At 43.8% G+C, this 18097-nt stretch carries 10 protein-coding genes; 3 read left to right on the top strand and 7 right to left on the bottom strand.

Going from position 1 to position 18097, the window contains the following annotated elements; all coding sequences use genetic code 11:
* Position 1: 1 nt before the first annotated feature.
* Entirely contained in the window at positions 2-3121 is a 3120-nt protein-coding gene (locus FAZ19_RS04250; protein ID WP_136819339.1) for a SusC/RagA family TonB-linked outer membrane protein, read from the bottom strand.
* A 35-nt stretch (positions 3122-3156) separates the two neighbouring features.
* On the opposite strand from FAZ19_RS04250, the gene FAZ19_RS23780 reads away from it, so the two are divergent.
* Entirely contained in the window at positions 3157-3306 is a 150-nt protein-coding gene (locus FAZ19_RS23780; RefSeq protein ID WP_169305560.1) for a hypothetical protein, read from the top strand.
* Positions 3307-3337: 31 nt separating this feature from the next.
* Here the strand turns inward: FAZ19_RS23780 and FAZ19_RS04245 are convergent, their stop codons facing one another.
* From FAZ19_RS04245 to FAZ19_RS04220, 6 genes are all read right to left on the bottom strand, one after another.
* The gene (locus FAZ19_RS04245; RefSeq protein ID WP_136819338.1) at positions 3338-6079 is read right to left on the bottom strand and encodes a glycosyl hydrolase; all 2742 of its coding nucleotides are present in this window, start codon (positions 6077-6079) and stop codon (positions 3338-3340) included.
* A gap of 8 nt (positions 6080-6087) precedes the next feature.
* Positions 6088-6399, bottom strand: coding sequence for an L-rhamnose mutarotase (gene rhaM, locus FAZ19_RS04240; protein WP_136819337.1), 312 nt, complete (start codon positions 6397-6399; stop codon positions 6088-6090).
* A 1-nt stretch (position 6400) separates the two neighbouring features.
* Complete coding sequence (locus FAZ19_RS04235; protein ID WP_136819336.1) at positions 6401-9349, bottom strand: DUF4982 domain-containing protein; 2949 nt, start codon at positions 9347-9349, stop codon at positions 6401-6403.
* Between the two features lies 1 nt (position 9350).
* The gene (locus FAZ19_RS04230) at positions 9351-11798 is read right to left on the bottom strand and encodes a glycoside hydrolase family 31 protein (protein ID WP_136819335.1); all 2448 of its coding nucleotides are present in this window, start codon (positions 11796-11798) and stop codon (positions 9351-9353) included.
* Positions 11799-11881: 83 nt separating this feature from the next.
* On the bottom strand, positions 11882-13027 hold the full coding sequence (locus tag FAZ19_RS04225; RefSeq protein WP_136819334.1) for a glycoside hydrolase family 88/105 protein: 1146 nt from the start codon (positions 13025-13027) through the stop codon (positions 11882-11884).
* Positions 13028-13034: 7 nt separating this feature from the next.
* Positions 13035-15917 (bottom strand): exo-beta-1,4-galactosidase, encoded by a 2883-nt coding sequence (locus FAZ19_RS04220; protein WP_136819333.1) that lies wholly within the window; start codon positions 15915-15917, stop codon positions 13035-13037.
* 219 nt (positions 15918-16136) lie between these two features.
* On the opposite strand from FAZ19_RS04220, the gene pepT reads away from it, so the two are divergent.
* Positions 16137-17396, top strand: coding sequence for a peptidase T (pepT, locus tag FAZ19_RS04215; RefSeq protein ID WP_136819332.1), 1260 nt, complete (start codon positions 16137-16139; stop codon positions 17394-17396).
* 27 nt (positions 17397-17423) lie between these two features.
* On the top strand, positions 17424-17993 hold the full coding sequence (locus tag FAZ19_RS04210; RefSeq protein WP_136819331.1) for a nitroreductase family protein: 570 nt from the start codon (positions 17424-17426) through the stop codon (positions 17991-17993).
* Positions 17994-18097: the final 104 nt, after the last annotated feature.

Here is an 18097-nt window from a genome sequence, read left to right as displayed (position 1 = left end):
TCTAGAAACCAATACTTAGTCCCAGTACGGCTCCTCGGGTTGTGGTAGCCGATCCTGCTTGCGTCGTATTATTATTATAAGTTGATAAATCAGTGTCCAAGAAATCTACTTTCGAATATAACATTGCCGGATTCATCAACTGGCCATAAATCTTTAGATTACTAATTCCCATTTTTTGAAGTTTTTCTACGGAAAAATTATAGCCAAAGCTTACATTTCTTAGTTTGATGAACGAACCGTCGCTGTAGTTTTGGGATGATGCATACGTATCTGCGGCTTCTCCGTTAGAACCCGGTTGATAATATTCCGCATCTTCATTTACACCAGGAATAAAGTAATCCAATTTACGTTGCATATAACGACCATCTAAAGTTGCTGACCCCGCGTTAACCGTAAAACCCCAGCGGGAATAGATGAAAAAAGAAAGTTCAAAATTCTTGTAGTTAAAGGTATTCGAAATACCACCAGACCATTTTGGACGATATGAACCAACCACTTGGCGGTCGTTACCATCTATAATCCCATCGGGTGTACCATCTGGACCGCTGATATCTTTCACACGAATCTGTCCTGGATTACGCCCAAATTCCTGAGCCTCTTCTAATTCAGAAGTTTTCCAAACACCATCGTAAACGTAATCTATCGGCACGTTCAAGTCTTCTCCTACAATCCATCTATTGTCCAGATCTTCTAATCTACCATTTGCTAACGCGACAATTTTACTTTCGTCTTTAGACCAGGTTAAATTGGTGACCCATTGAAAGTTTTCATTCTGAATATTCACAGCGTTCAATTGTAGATCGACACCCCAGCCCTTTGTTTTACCTACATTAGCATTTGTTGCGGTATATCCTAGTATCGAGGGAATATTCATTGCTAATAATAAATCACTCGTCCTCGTACTGTAATAATCAATAGCACCACTAATCCTATTGTTAAGGAATCCATAATCGAGTCCGATATTATACTGTGTGGTACGCTCCCACCCTAATGCTGGATTGGCCATTTTTTGAGGATTGGCTGCCGAGGGGTCCGAAGCGATATAACCCGGTGTAGAACCTGTTGAACTCCAATTATAAAATATTTGAGTTAATCCACCCTTCGTAGCATAAGCTCCTATTGCGTCATTACCCACAATACCCAGTCCGGTGCGTAATTTTAAGTTGTTTACAAAAGATAGGTTTTCCATAAATTTCTCTTGATCAATCCGCCAGGCTAAAGCCATCGATGGAAACGAACTCCATTGATGACCGGGTGCTAGCACGGATGAGGCATCCCATCGGGTAAATGCTGTTAAAACATAGCGATCTTTGTAGACATAATTCAGTCGCGCCATATATGACTCCCGTTGCACCTCTCTTAAGCCGGTACCGTAACTGCCAATAAACCCACCAGAAGAAATATTATACCACAATTCCTCGGCGCTATAAACATCCGTAGCTCGCATCGTTGAATTTTCATAGTTTATAGCCGTAGCAGACTGTAAAAAAGTTAAGCCTAAACGGTGGTCGTTACCAAAACTTCTGTCGTAGTAAACCAAATTATCTAATGTATACGCTAACGTACGATCAGGACTGTAGGTTACCGCATTATTACCATCTCCATTTATTCCTTCTGCCGCATTGGCAATACCCAAACGATAATGTTTGTATTGGGGTCCGAATTGTATGCGATAACGTAAACCTTTTAGGGGAGAGTAGATATTGCCCAAATCAAACTCGCCGTAAAAACTCGCATTGGCTACAAAAGTTTGGCGTTGATTCGTGTTGTATTCTAATTCTCGAATCGGGTTAATAATGTTGATATCCCCCGCTGCAGGATTACGAATATAGTCTCCGTTTTCATCATAGGGCACAGTCCAAGGCAACATTCCCCGTAGCGCACTATAATAATCACCCGCGCCCGTAGTTGATCTCGAAAAATTATATCCATAATCCTGATCGCCGTAAGCTGCATTGATGGAAGTTCCCATTTTAAACCATTTCGTAGGGGATGCTTCAAAGCTTATTTTCGTTGTAAACCGTTCGAATAATTGTCCCGGCTGTGTGGCGTCTTGCTTTAGATAGCCAAAAGAACCGTACCCTTGGGCATTTTCTCCCCCACCAGAGACACTTAAGGTTTGTTCTGTTGACAACGCATCTTCTCGTCCCTGTGCTCCCCAATCATAATTCCCTACTAACGTTGGATCCCATACCGTATTATTTTGAGTCCATCCCTTAGCGATATTCGCCCAAGAAGATGCGACCGAACCCCATCGTGAAAAATCGGCATCGTAATCTGGAGTGGTCGACCCCGTCTTTGCCAAACGGGCGTAATCCAGCCACTCAGCGGCGTCCATATACTCAGTAACGTCATACAGTCTTTCACCTGTGACAGTACCAGCATAGTTTAAAGACACTCGGCCCTGCTTTCCCTTTTTCGTCGTAACAAGAACGACACCATTTGCCCCTGCCGCTCCGTAAACAGCCGTAGAAGAGGCATCCTTTAATACGTTAATCGATTCTATATCCGATGGGTTAATATTGTCGATGCCTCCAGTATGCACAATCATACCATCGATTACATATAAGGGGCTGTTATTTGCGCTCAATGAACGTACACCTCGAATTTGGATGCTCCCTGTAGTACCGGGACGTTGATTGGACGTAATATCCACACCAGCCATCTTTCCTTGCATGGCCTGCAACGCATCCTTGACAGGCATCGCTTTTAACTCCTTCTCCCCAATACTTGCAACCGCACCAGTAACCTCTGATTTCTTCACCACATTGTACCCGACTACCACCACCTCTTCCAGTTCTTCTTCCTCACTTTGCAATCCAATTTCAGCAATGCTGCCTGAAAGCGGTATACGTCGAATGGTGTATCCTACCAAACTAATTTCAAGCGTTTCCGTGCTTTTTCCAGCTATTTGAAACGTGCCGTCAGATCCAGATGAAGTAGAAACGCCCGTTTCTACAATTTTCACCGTTGCCCCGGCAATTGGCTGCCGTGTCGTCGCATCTACCACTTTACCGCGCTTGAGATCCGATTGGGCAAAAACCGACGTGTTCATCAATATTGTGCAAAGCACAAAAACCAGATGAACGATTTTACCTTTCGCAAAAATATGTCTATCCATTTTTAAAATAATTAACAGGTTTATATACCATAGGTATGACGCAATTTAAAAACAGTTTCATTGCTAACCATCATGGACTTACAGGCGCTGTGCTGCCCCTAGAAACCAGAAACCTAAAAAACAGCAGGGAGCAGGATGTCGGCATCCTGCTCCCTGCTGAGAAATTACCTGAAATAGTACGCTAACTAACTATTTCAGGTAATCATCTTTGTAACACTAATAACTTAAAATCCGAACCGGCCCCAACAAACCACTATCCATTAGCTTCCAACCGCTCGCATCAAATTCCTTATAATTGATATTCACAAAATTGATCTCATGGTAATTTCTCCATTGCACACCTTGTACATCCAGATCCCGAACCCGATTGGCCATTAAATTAGCCACCTCAACGCGAATCGTATTTTCGCCGTCGTTTAGGAAATCTTCAATATTAACTTCAAACGGATGCGCCCACACGAGCCCTACGTTCTTACCATTGACCATCACCTTTGCACTCTCGGCCACTTTACCCAATTCCAACACATAGAATTTTCCCTGCTCTTTGTTCAACTTGAATGTTGTTTCATAAGCCGCAGTCCCCGAAAACCTGTTCGCTACTTTGTCATTCCACGTCGTCCACGAGGAAAGCTCCGACAATGATCTGCCTTTTGGAAGTTCAGGCCCACCCGTGGTAAAGGTTACCTTCCATGGGGCAGAAAGCGTAACGACCTCTTTTACATCGTCCTGATAAGCATAGGTCTTTTCGGCCTGTTTATCGTCAGTAACAAGGATTACCCAGGCATAGCCGGACTTGAGCTGCACCCGTATCGATTTGTTACGAACAGGTAAAGCATAGTTTGCCCCGGTTTGTGGATCCAATAGAATGTAATTTTTTCCTTCCGTATTCAATCGTATCTCTTGGTCTACGGTAGACTTTCCGTGATTGACAAGGTAATAATAGGTATCCTCACCACTCACACGTCTACTAAACTTAAGACCGGTACGTATCATCCGTTCACCAAATACCTGTTCCGTTTCCAACGCAGACTGCGCATCTTTGGTCAAGTAAACCTTACCCTTTCCATAGGCGGTATATTGGTTCACATCATCCTTATTAAAGTTCAGCTTTGCAATAAGACTTTGGAGTTTAGCTTTTCGTCCTTCCGAATCCGAAAGACCATGGATCTCCTTTGGCAAGTCTTCAAAGATAATCGTTGCACCCTGTTCTGCTAAAAGCAACAATTTTTCAAAAGTCTTTTCCGAGAAATAGGTACAGGTTGGAATATAGATTACCTTATAGGGATTTGCTTTTTCTGCCGTGACGATGCGATGATCCTTTACCGATGCCCGTCCGATAATATCATCGGTCACGAAATCAAAACTAAAACCCATTTTTTGCAGACGAACACTTTGCTTGTAGAATTCTGTAGGATGTAACCAATCGTCCACATGATGCACACTTAATGACTTATCCACGCCTTTCGCGTTGTGCCATATATCGTATATCGGCCAATAGATCAATAATTCGTTATCCGCTTTGCTGGTTTGCAAAATTGACTGTACGCGTGTTATGTATTGATTCAATCCGCTCAGGTGTGGCCAGAAAGAATTATTGGTCGTAAAATTAACAGACGCATAAAACAACCAACCTGGATAAGGGACATCTTGAGGCGAATAGGTCGTGCCGTGATAAAATACATGATTCACACCCGCCAAAAACAGTTGCTCCACTTCGGGTTTAGCCTGAGACAACGAAGTTTTGAAATGCTCCGTGAGCCAGGTGAAGGTTTCCGAAGAGGTATATTTCTTGCCGCTGGTATTTGTAGCAGAAGTGGCAAACTTGGCCATCATGGGATCCGGATCTACATTTCGTACATCCGCACTATCTCTTCTCAGGTTAGGGATATCGAAACTGCTTGAACCAAACGTTTCACATTCGGCAATATCCGTACTGGCGTACAAATCTATCAAATTACCGGGCGATCCATGCGCCTGATTTTTAGAGATAGCTCCATGCTTATTGGCAAATGCCGTAAAGGGAATTAAGAAATTATTTTTTAGAATCGCACTGACCACCTCCCGATAATCTGACTTAACCCTAGCTTGCTTATCCAAATCAGCACTTTTACCTGCAAAATGAATAAGCTGATCTTGCAATTTATATCCTTTTAGCTGTTCAAATTCGCCTAGAAATCCATCTGTCCAATTTGCACCATATACCTCATAGCTGTCGTTAAAGAACGATCGCACATTTAACTGTCTATCCAAAAATGCTTTTTCAAACCGCTGAAAATAAGTCTGCACGGAAGAGGTACCTAAGTGATCCAGGGTAAAGCCTTCTCCACCCGGAGCTGCCCGTTTTACCTTCTGCCGTGTTCTTCCCGAAAATAAGGCAATAATGTTCACATCCTCTGGAGCGGTCCAAGCGGGATTTCCCGACTGGATGAAGGCATCGAGATTTATTTCCTCGCCCGAAGAGGTGTAAGCCCGTAAAGCCTGCAAGCTTGAATAGGTTTGTTTGGCATCACTTACCTTGATTGGAAAGTGGAGCTTTTCGCCTTTCTTTACAATGATCTCGTCCAAAAACACCCGGGTTGCAGCATCTTTTTCCTCGATCTGCGGACCACCAAACGGCCATCCCGTACCGAGATTGATATCAACACCCATTCCCAGTTTGTTGGAAGTGCTTGTCGTAAAGTCGAGCATCTCCATCCAAGTTGGGGAAAGGTACTGTACATATCTTTTCTCGTAGTTTTTTGCACCATAAATGGGCGTCACTTCTACGCCACCGAAACCCGCCTTCTCAAACAGCTTTAATTCGCGGTCCAGATTAGGTTTATCTACTGCCGATCCTAGCCACCACCAGCGGGTCCAAGGCTTCATTTCCTTGGTCACACTTGGCCATAGGTTCTGCGCGAAAGAAATCGACATAGAACTCGTCAAAGACAACATCACCGCTGCAACTATCTTCTTCATATTTTTGATTAATCTAAATGAAATACTTTTGTTAAAGGTATAGATACCGGCGAAGAATCCGCATGGGTCTCCATAATATCCGCCATGTATTTCCACCATTTTTGCACAACTTCTTCCTTCCCTAAATCTTGGGAAGAACTACCCGCCTGTTTCTGTACGGCAAATAAGGTGTCTGTCTCTTCGTCCAAAAAAATACTGTAGTCACTCACTCCAGCAGTCTTAAGCAACCTTACCAGCTCCGGCCATATTTCGTTGTGTCGTTTTATATACTCTTCCTTTTGTCCCTCTTTGAGTTTCATTTTAAATGCAATCTTTTCCATGCTATTTTATTTTTTTATGAATATCAATTTCAATAATACTCAATGTACCTTTTGCGTTCATATCGTCCCGTTGCACACCATCGTCCAGTTTTTTCCCACCGATTTCTTCGTGTTTATTCTCACTAGCAATATAAGACGATCCCGCCAATTGAACTTTCACCCTTCGTCCGCTGGTTTTTGGGAAGGATATCGTACAATAGCCCAAGGTGGTCGGTGTATTACCCTCGTAGACCAATTTATCGTCGATAAAAATCTGAATGGGGTATGATCGCGATCTAAAATTGTTCAATTTCAGATCAATTTCATCAATATCCGATTTTTTAGCCAGTGTATATTCGATCCAAGCTGTATTTAATTTCCCATCGTTTACCCAATCTGATAGTTCGTTGCTGTCATAAGATTTCATACCACGCTCCGCATTCGCACCTGCTGTAACTTTTTGAATTGGTAACGTTTCACGGGTACGGACGATAGTGGATCTCGTCGGAGCGGCTCCCCGACTCAGATTTAGTGGCAGATTCAAAGCCGACGCTTTTACAAAGTAATCACCAGTTGTTTCTATCGGAGACACTTCAAACACGACAGAATCCGCTATTAAACCATTTGAAGAAGCCTTGACCTGTACCTTACCTGTCTTGCCATAGCGGGTACGCAGGAGCACACGATTCACACCGCCTTCTACTGGCAGCGATTCGGAAAGTATGTAGTTGTTGGGTCCCTGCGCAATGCCTCCCTTCCATTCTATTGGTCCATCGATATTAAAATCGATCATATTAAGCGCAGTGGGGCAACGTCGACCTTCTCGATCCACGACTTCTACATCGACCATTACCATATCATTTCCATCAGCGTACAATCCATTTTCCCCATGTAGGTATTTTAATTTGACACGGTAAGGGGCACCGGTCGTCGCAAGGGATTTCTCCGCTAACAACACGCCATCTTTCGTATAGGATTTCGCGGTGATCTCTCCCGGTTCGAATGCAACGTTTGCAAATGTAAAAAGAAAATTATACGACCGCTCACCGAAGCCTTTGGAAACACCATTGACAAAAAGTTCCACTTTTTCTCCCGCAGCAACAACCAAGATATCCTTTTTCACTTCAGGCCCATAGTTCCAGTGCCCAATGATATGCAAACCCGTCGGATCCGTTTCTACCCATCCGTTCCACATCACCTGATGTGCATAGAAAGCATCTTTTGGAATACGCATGGCATCCACTTCGCCACTCCGTCGGTAGTTCTCTTTACCACGATAGTGTGTATTTGAATCTGAAAAAATAATATTCACCCCGCCTGAACTCACTCTTTTTCCTGTTCCAGGGCGAACATTCCAGTACTCCCACCATCTTTTTACCGCTTCAACAGCATGAGAATCCTGATTGCGGTTATAGTCGCTGGCATCGTTCCCTTTATATAGCGGTCCTTCCCCGTTTTTATGGTACGGATAGGTATGTTCATCCCAATATTTACGTAATCCTTCGTCGCGCATATACTCTGTTGCAATCATCGGATGTCTGTCGCTCTTATTGATATAAAGCATCTCTCCACCATATTCGGCTATTTTACTATCCAACATCTCACGTGAGCCTATCGCTCTTCCGCCATGTAGATCATACTGGTCCCGTATAGCAATCATTTCTGCCATATGTTCTTCCGAAATCGATTCATTGCCACATTCGTAAAAAAGCACACTGGGACTATTTCTATAATATATGATCGCATCCCGCATGAGTTCTGTACGCTGTTCCCATCGTCTGCCGGTAACATCTCTTTCCGCATCTCCGGCGGGCAGCATCTGCATCAAACCGACCCGATCACATGATTCCACGTCTTGCTTCCACGGCGTTACATGCATCCACCTAACCAGATTGGCATTACTCTTTACCATTAATCGATTGCTGTAGTCGCTCAGCCAAGGCGCAACGGATAACCCGATTGCCGGCCATTCGTTACTTGTGCGCTGCGCATACCCCTTCATCATCAACACCTTGTCGTTTAGATACACCATACCCTCTTTAAAGGCTGTTTTTCGAAATCCAGTCTTGGTATCGACCGCATCGACTACACGATCATCAATAACAAGCTTCGAGGTTACCGTATACAGATATCCATAGCCCCAACTCCAGAAATTGACGTCCTTGACAAATGCACTGGCTTGCAAAACGTTGGTACTCCCTGGCTGCACGATATAATCTTTTGCAAAGGTTTTCACAACCTGATTATCCATATCACGAAGCTCAACGACAAAATTGACACTTTTAGGTTCATTCGTTTCGTTTTTCACTTCCGATTCGACGAATAGATCGATCGTCTTTTTATCAATCTGTATATTCTTGGCGTAAACATACACACCCGTTGTCTTTAGATTAGAATATAAAGGCAGCGTCTGGTAAACAGGCGCCGTGAAATGAATCCACACATTTTTCGGAATTCCACCGTAATTGGCGTTGAAATTTTTATCGTTCCACTGATAGGTACTGTTCGTCTCCTTTTCCCGGTACGACCAACTGTTGTCTATACGTATAGCTAAGATATTTTCCTGATCGGGCAGGAGTGCATCGGATAGATCCAATCCCACACCCATCACACCATTCTCGTGTCTGCCGATGAATTTTCCATTCAAATAAAATTCTCCACCATGCCGAATACCTTCAAACTCCAAAAACACCTTATCCGTCACCGTGCCTTTTGGCAAGACAAATGATTTCCTATACCACACAATATTCGTGCTGTGCTCATGAATGGGCTTGGCAAAAGCCTCGTCCGCATTCCAGGCATAAGGCAATGTGACTCCCTTCCATTCTCCGTCATCAAAAGTAGGCTTTTCCGCACCCGCTATGTCTCCGACATGCAGCTTCCATCCTGCATTAAAACTAAACTTCGTACGATCGTTGCCGAATACGAAAAAGCTATACATAAGTAGAAGTAAGGTTAGAAGATTACGCATATCAATAGGTTATATTTACTTGAATATCTACAGCATTCATATTAGCCGTTTGTACCGTTAATTCATGGTTGGTAGCGTCATAATACCAACTACCACCGGAAAGTCCATCTGCTTTAGCCACTTTAGGCAACGACTTCCCATTCTCTGAAATAGCCTGTGGCGCTGACATAACAGATCTTATTTTCGCGGTATAGGTTCGCGGATGTACGGAAAAACCACCTTGGCTCCGCTCAATTTTCAATATGGCATTGTTCCATGCAATCGTTGAAGTCGCAAACTTTCCGTCCTTGTACGCTAGACTTTCTCCATCATCGTCGTATACGATGAAATGCGATTCCTTTTCGCGCCCCATGGGAAATAAATCTAAGGTCATATTATCAAGCTTTTTTTCATCGGTATAGGCCATTTTCGGTTGCATGGGTATAATCCCCCCCTCTTTCACAAATAACGGTATAGTTTCTAGCGGAGATACCACATGGATATATTGTTTTCCCTCATATTTCTTACCCGTCCAATAGTCAAACCAAATACCTTCAGGTAGGTAAATACTCCGTGTAATAGCGCCTTTGGTCGTCACCGGACATACCATTAAATAGTCACCCAACATATACTGGTCGGTTATGGAATAAGTGTTCACATCATCTTGATGATCCAAAAGTAACGCACGCATTAGGGGCGTACCTTCTAGGTGATTCTGATAGAGGGCGGTATACAGGTATGGCATTAATTGGTAGCGTAGCTCGTCGTAGAATTTGAAATTGGCTAACGCCTCTTCGCCATAGTTCCAGGGCTCTTTGTAACCGGGGTGATCCATACCAAATACCATGGCAATAGGCGAAAACATACCAAATTGAACCCATCGTGTATAAAGCTCCGGATCGGCATTATGCTCAAACCCGCCCATACAATGTGTCCAGTTCCCTACCCCAGACAGGCCGATGTTCAATCCAGCTTTAATAACGGGTTCGAAGTATTGCCATTCGCTTGGCCAATCGCCTGCAAAAATAAAAGGGTACTTTTGAATACCTGCGTATCCTTCACGCGTATGATTGAGGCCACGCACACCATTGAATTTTTCAAAAGATTCATAGGCGGCCTTTGCATAGACCAACGGGAAAACATTATGTAATCTTTCTGCTTCCTTTCCTGTAGGCCCCACTTTATCACTTTCATTTGCTAATGCACCAAATGCACTTCCTTCATCTGTCTTTAAGAATTTAGCGCCCAAGCTCGCCGCTTTCTTCACACCGTTCTCAAACCACCAATCGACGGCTTTCGGATCGAAAAAATTCACAAACTCGCCGGGACTGTTTTTCTCGGGATACGTATACCCTAGCTCCCGCGCTTGATCTAAGAGATTAAGACTTTTAGCATTATCGAATCGCGGGCGTAGGTGTACCCCGACCATCTTATAATCCATGGCATAGATGCGATCAAACATACCTTTCGGATCCTTGAACGTCTCCCTCCATTCAAAAGAGGTAGCGCCCTTCCCACCATTTTTACCAAACAGTCTCCAGGTCGAATCCAACCAGAGGATATCCGTTGGAATACCTTCTGCACGCAAACGCCTCGCCAGCTCCACCACATACGCATCGCTGGTCAATTCTTCGTGCCCCCAAGTACCGCCGCTATAGGTGCCGACGTGCAGTCCCAGCGCATATTTAGGAAGCAACGGGGCCTTACCGGTAATATTCGTATATTGATTTAATAAGGATTTAAATTGCGGACCATAGATAAAGAAATAATCAATTTCACCATTCACGGCCGCGAAAGAATATTCGTCTGTACTGGAGCTTCCCATATCCCAGTGTGTTCGATAGGGAGTATGAAAAAATATCCCATAGCCCTTGGTACTCATAAAGAAAGGCACAGGGGCATAATTAGCCTGCAACACGTCATAGGCTCCCACGGCATGTGGCATTCCTTTACCCCGACCCACATCTAAGGTCAAGGTCTTTCCCCGACGATCCAGAAAGTCCATGCGTTCACCGAATCCAAAAAAGTGTTCATCGGCATGCATTTTCTTTATCACCTTCACCTCTTTTGAAGATTTGTGGGGGGCAATTTCGTCTTGGTTGATGATCTCTCCCGCATTGTTTTTAAATACGGTTTTGAAATCGCTTTTATTCAACTCCACCGTTAGGAAAGCAGTTTTCAACCGGAATACCGTTGCATCTTCCTGTACAGTAAAATCTACTTCTGTGGACGCCTTTGGCGCTAGCATATAATTTTCCAGATTGGAAAAATCCGAATTCCAGGTATGTCGTATACGCACTGTAGTAGGCGAGTAAACCTCCACCTGGGTTTGCGCATGTTCATTTTTAAAGTGAATGCGGTTTCCATCGACTTTAAACCCGGCAACATAACTTCCTACCGTCTGCGCTGTCGTCATTCCCGTCGAAAAACAAACTAAAAACAGGCAAAATACACTACTTATTTTGTTCATATGTATATTATTACTTCAGGAGCTCGCGAGCTCGGTGTGAGTTCTCTCCACTCGGTTATCTGCAATGAGCTGTTCTGCATTTTCTATTTTAGTTTATATACTTCAGCTCCTGCCAATAGAAAACATCCCAAACCGTAATCTTCAAAATCCGGCACACTTGAAAAGCTAACGGGCTGCCCATCTTTAGGTTCTTTCCCCGTTCCTTGGAGGTAACCCAGAAATCCACTGGGGTGTACCGCTTCTTTCACCATAGCATCCCAAGCCTTATCAATCATCGGTCTATAGGTGGCCGCATCCAGAATACCATTGTTGATACCCCAGGCCATACCATAAACAAATAAGGCCGTACCAGAGGTCTCCCGACCGCCAAAATTGGTTGGATCATGTAAACTGACATTCCAAAAACCATCTTCACGTTGCGCTGCTGCGACACCTTCCATCAACTCCATATAATCTTGCAGGTATTCCGCGCGATGCTTTTCATTCTCGGGAATCAGTTCCAGTACGCGCACCAAAGCGGCCACTACCCAGCCGTTTCCTCTAGACCAATAGCAATCTTCTCCATTCGGTTCTTTATACGGCGGAACAAAATCCTTATCCCGCCACCACAATTTGTCGTCTTTATTGTATAGTCCACCGCCCTCTACGTGTTTCGAGTGGTGGTACATTTTATACATGAAATCAAAGTACTTATCGTCCTTGTACATGACACCCAGCTTAGCGAAAATCGGCATGGCCATTTGGATGGCATCAATCCAAGTCCAATCATCGTATTTACCGGAAGCAATGATTCCATCGATACTCGCTTTAATATCCTTAATCCGTTCGGGTTGCGGATCAATTTCATACAGGTCCAGATAGGTTTGTCCGCAAGCATGGTCGTCTGCATTACGCGTCTCTATTCCATTCCGTAAACCCCACTTGTGCTTGTTCCCCCAATCTACCGCATATTCATAGTAAGCTTTATTGGGGTCAATCTGATAAAGTGCCATTAAACCTTCATAATACACCGCACGGGTCCAGATGTTACTTGGTCTCCAACGCGTTGTATAAATAGGTTTTCCGGTGTCTGGCCATTTATTCATAAAATACTGATTCGTCAGCCGCATCACCTGCAATACGTCTGCATTGTTCTTTTCCGTTACCGCTTTTTTGGCGGAGGAACAGTTTGTCAATACCAGACCCATTGTAGTCAGCATCCCTAAAAAAACAAAAAATCTAAGGTTCATATTATTGTTATAAAAATTCATTAATATTCGGTTTTAGTTCATCCGGAGATGATTTAGTGTATGTATCAAAGGTCAATTTCGAAGGTTTTGTGACAAGATCCTCAACTAATTTAAAATCAATTACCTCCTTCGGTTCAAAGGACGAAGACGACATGTAGTTGATCAGGCTATGATACAACTGCCGACTTACTATTTTTTTAGGATCGTCAGACAGATCGGCGGAACTCACTACAAGCTTTCCGTTTCCGACTTTCGCTTCGAAGATTTGTGCCAACCTCCGGTTCATAAACCAGGTATCGATAGGCTGCATCAGCGGACGGAAGTCTGCCGGAAAATCTTCGAGATGCATCACCTGTGCTTTATGCACAACTTCCCACCATTGGATGGTACTGTAATTCTGGGTTGGAAAGGACGAAAAAGCCAAATGTGATCTATCCAAAATAAAGCCTAGCGTATGTGGCGGCCGCATTTTAAACCAGGACGTATTCCAGAAGACCGGAAGATAATGCTGAACGATCTCTGCTCCCTTTTTTATTTTACCCGACAGATTCAAAAACACCTTACCGCCGCTTTCCAGAACCCGTTTTACAGAATCGTTTATTTCATTCGCATAATACACTTCGTCCGATAGTTTCGGAAGTGATTTTGGATAAACATAAAAATCCCAGTCATTGGAAATGTTTGTCCCCTCCAGCAAGAGTTCAAGCTTCATTTCCTGAGCGTCTTTTAACCCATCCAATATAATCTCGATCGTTCCTACCGCATTGTTATTTCCTATCTGTATATCTTGTCCCTTAAGTATTCCATGGGCATAAGGCTGACGGTCCTTGTTTAATAACCTCCATTTAACCGCTACCGAAGACATGACTTCCTTGCCGTAATGGGCCATTTCGACGTCTACCTGCAGTGTTTCATCATTGGTAAAGGTGAACTTCGGGGCACGGATAAGTAAAACCGTCGTATCACAAAAACGCTTAAATTCGGAAGCAGTGATATAACCTTTCTCTTCCCAAAAAGCATCCAATAACCCAACTAACGCCGTTCCTTGTCCGGAATAATCGTTCAACGAAAGCAGTTGAAATCCTGAATATCCGGGCGTTTTTAAGGCACGTTCGATTTCAGACTTATACGCTAAGGCCTGCAATTTTCCGGAAGCGTATAAAAACGCTTTCCCCTGATCGCCCATATGGTGATCGCGCAGGTCTTCTTCAAAAAGTTCCATATTTTTGGCACGGTACGCACCTGTATACTTTTTAATTTCATCAAAATTAGGAAAGACACAGTACTGTCCCATTTCATGGGCGACGAAAGGCACTTCAAACTGTGCAATTTTATCCCTAAAATCGGAAACACTTTCGGGTTGTCTATTCCAATCTAAGCCCCTGGCTCCTGCTCGCACCATAAATTCATTGTTGGGAATCACAGGCCAGCTTCCGCCTACCGAGGCACCGGTATACAGTCTTCTTGTATCTTTCGCCTTCCAGTAATTAACAAAAGTAGTTAGATAAGGCACCTGGTTTCCTCGCGGTTCATTCCCATACGCCATCATACAGAACGAAGCATAGTTGCCAAAATGTTTTGCCATTCTATTCGTCTCGTCATAGATGTATTGGTCTATGGGTTCGCCGTTACCCAGTGAGGAGCCATGATTTGCCCAGCTTGGCCCTTCAGGTTGCAGGTAAATTCCAATTTTATCGGCAGCCTGAAAAGCCGCTTCCGGAGGACACCAGGAATGGTAACGCACATGATTAAGACCATATTCCTTTATCTTCACAAAGATACGGAGCCAAGATTTTTCGTCTGTGGGGGGGTATCCCGTAAGCGGGAAAACGGCATTATCGCAGGTTCCACGTAAAAACGTTTTCCTTCCGTTGATATAAAAATCCCTTCCTACGGCTTTAAACTCGCGCATACCAAACGTCACTTCTCTCTCGTCCAGCAGCTTATCCTTTTGGTATAGTTGAAAGGTAACTTTATACAAATTGGGATCGAATTCATCCCATAGTAGCATATCCTCGCCCATATCCATCGTTAACGCAACGGTATCTGAAGCAGATGTGAAAGTCAAGGATTTCGAAACCGGGGCGACCCGGTGCTGCTGTTTACTGTTGAAACTCTCTGCAGAATAGCGTACTTTCAGTTGCTGCGCTTTAGGCACAGTTGTGTTCAATCGTATCGTAGCCTGCCGACCATGTATATCCGGATATATCTGGATGTCGTCAAAATGAATAGGATGTAGTTGTAGTATTCCAATCTTCCCGATAATACCATTCCAATTACCCTGTGTATGATCGGTGAGACTATGTGAATCGGGACCGACATTTATTTCTTTAATGCGATTATCAACACGGATAGAAATCGAATTTCTGCCAGCTTTTACGTACGGTGTAACGTCAAAATTGTGCGCGACGACCATACTATTTTGCGATCCGACATTCTTCCCATTAATCCATACGGTGGTTTCCGTATGAGGCTGTTCCAAGTGAAGGATCAGTTTATTGTTCAGCATAGATTTATCCAACTGAACTTCCTGCTGATACCAAGCCGGGCCGACATAGTGCTTTAAGGGCGTTAGCCAAAAAGGTATTTTGAGATTTCCGGGCTGTCTGTATTTCTCCAACCGGGGATGAAAATAATAGGAACTATCGTATATACTACCTGTCCATGATGTAGTTAATGATATGTCATGACCTATATTCTGTTCGTTTAACGATCCCGGGAGCTCGACTTCCTGTGAAAGCTTTTTGTTGTACCACTTTTCATGCACCCCACGATCCGCACTATCCAACGCAAAACGCCAGGTACCTGTTAAATCAATAAAATTCTCCTGTCCAATGCCGCTCTGGCATAACAGAAAATAGAAGCTAATACTTATAAAAAAGGCTCTCACTCAGGTTTATTTTTACGTGTTACCATGCGATAATAATACTAATTCTCATGCTGGGCAACCTGCTGTGTCCTGCGAACTGTCAGAAAATGCCTCCAATTGCTTTGCAAGCGACATTGGGAGGGAATATTTAATCTATAAAGTTATCGTTACAATTTTGCGCTTTCGCATATTCGCGTATTTGCATATTCTTACTAACTTTGGACTCCTTAAACAAATTAAATGAGTATAATCAATACTATAAAAGATTTCTCTGTAGCCGAACGCTTTCTTCGCTACGTACAAATAGACACACAGTCTGACCCGAGTTCAGAAACATTTCCTTCAACGGAAAAGCAAAAGAATCTAAGTAAATTACTTGTAGAGGAACTATTGGCGATGGGCGTTACAGACGCGCATTTAGATCAATATGGCTACGTATATGCTACCATTCCCTCCAATACAACTAAGAATGTACCTGTAATTTGCTTCTGTTCGCACGTTGACACATCACCCGACTCTTCCGGCGAAAATGTAAAACCCGTTGTACACCACAATTATCAAGGTCAAAACCTTGTGCTTCCCGACGATAAGAGCATTGTAATCCGCTACGACGAACATCGCGATCTCGCCAACCAGATCGGGAATGATATTATTACCGCGAGTGGCACCACCTTATTAGGGGCGGATGATAAAGCTGGCGTCGCCGAGATCATGGATGCTGCACGCCTACTCCTAAATCATCCCGAAATCAAACACGGCGATATCAAAATTCTTTTTACACCGGATGAAGAAATCGGTCTAGGTGTAAATTTTGTAAATATCGAAAAACTAGGTGCACAATTTGGATATACCATGGATGGCGAAAAGGCAGGCACAATAGAGGATGAAACCTTTTCTGCCGATGGGGTTAAAATCACCATACATGGCATCTCCGTACATCCGGGCTTTGCACAGGATAAGATGCAAAGCGCCATTAAAATCGCCTCGAAGATCATCGGTACACTTCCCGAAGACCGTCTCTCTCCTGAAAGCACTTCCGGGAAAGAGGGCTTCGTTCATCCTACACATATGTCAGGAACAGTGGAGAAGGCTACGATCGAATTTATCGTTCGGGATCACGCGACGTCCAATCTGAGCCGATACGAAACAGAATTGGAGAACCATGTCAAGAATATCTTAAGTAAATACCCCAAATGTACCTATACCTTTGAAGTGCAGGAACAGTACCGAAACATGAAGGAAATCTTGGATCAATATCCACAGATTATGGAAATAGGGATCGAAGCCATCCAACGGGCGGGCATGAACCCAGAGCGTAGAAGTATACGAGGGGGCACCGACGGATCAAGATTATCCTTTATGGGACTTCCCTGTCCTAATGTATTTGCCGGCGGACATGCTTTTCACGGCAAGCAGGAATGGGTAAGTCGCCAAGATATGGAGAAGGCGGTACTAACCATACTACACATCGCTTCCCTATGGGAAGAAAAAACTAATTAAGCGCACGCATATTCAACGATAAAAGAAATGAGTTATAAAAACGAAGTATTAAAAGCTATCCACTTAAGGAGATCCGTATTCCAAGTAAATTTTACGGATCAGGAAGTAAGCAAAGAAGATCTAGAAACCATACTAGAAGCGGCAAATTCGGCTCCAACACATAAACGCACCCAACCGTGGCGATTTGTGGTGTTTCGCAAAGACGGATTGGACCGCCTAGGTGCCGAACTTGGTCGTGTCTATAAACACATCACGCCTGCTGAAAAATACGCGGAGGCTACAGAGATCAATATGGCAAAAAAAGCAACGCTTTCTAATGCCGCTATTGCTATCATCGTAAACTATACGGGCGAACTACCGGAATGGGAAGAATTGGCGGCAACGGCCTGTGCTGTTCAAAATATGTGGATTGCTGCACATTCCATCGGATTGGGTGGATACTGGGCCTCACCGGGTCTCATCAATCACATGGGCGAATTCTTACAATTGGAGCCGAATCAAAAATGTATTGGACTCTTTTACTTAGGTCATCACCAGAGTGAAGAGCGGGAAGCTGTACGGAATCCTATCGCCGAGAAAGTTCGCTGGGAAGAGTAAAAAAGATACTTTCGTCGTCATTGCGAACCGAAGGCACGAAGGTGTGGCAATCTATCAACATCAGTGGAAAGACTGTCGCGTCGTGCCTCTCGCAGTGACGATAT

This window comes from Sphingobacterium alkalisoli (genome assembly GCF_005049105.1).
Taxonomy (GTDB): Bacteria; Bacteroidota; Bacteroidia; order Sphingobacteriales; family Sphingobacteriaceae; genus Sphingobacterium; species Sphingobacterium alkalisoli.
Note: the sequence above shows the minus strand (reverse complement) of the source record. Positions and strands in the feature narration are given on the sequence as shown.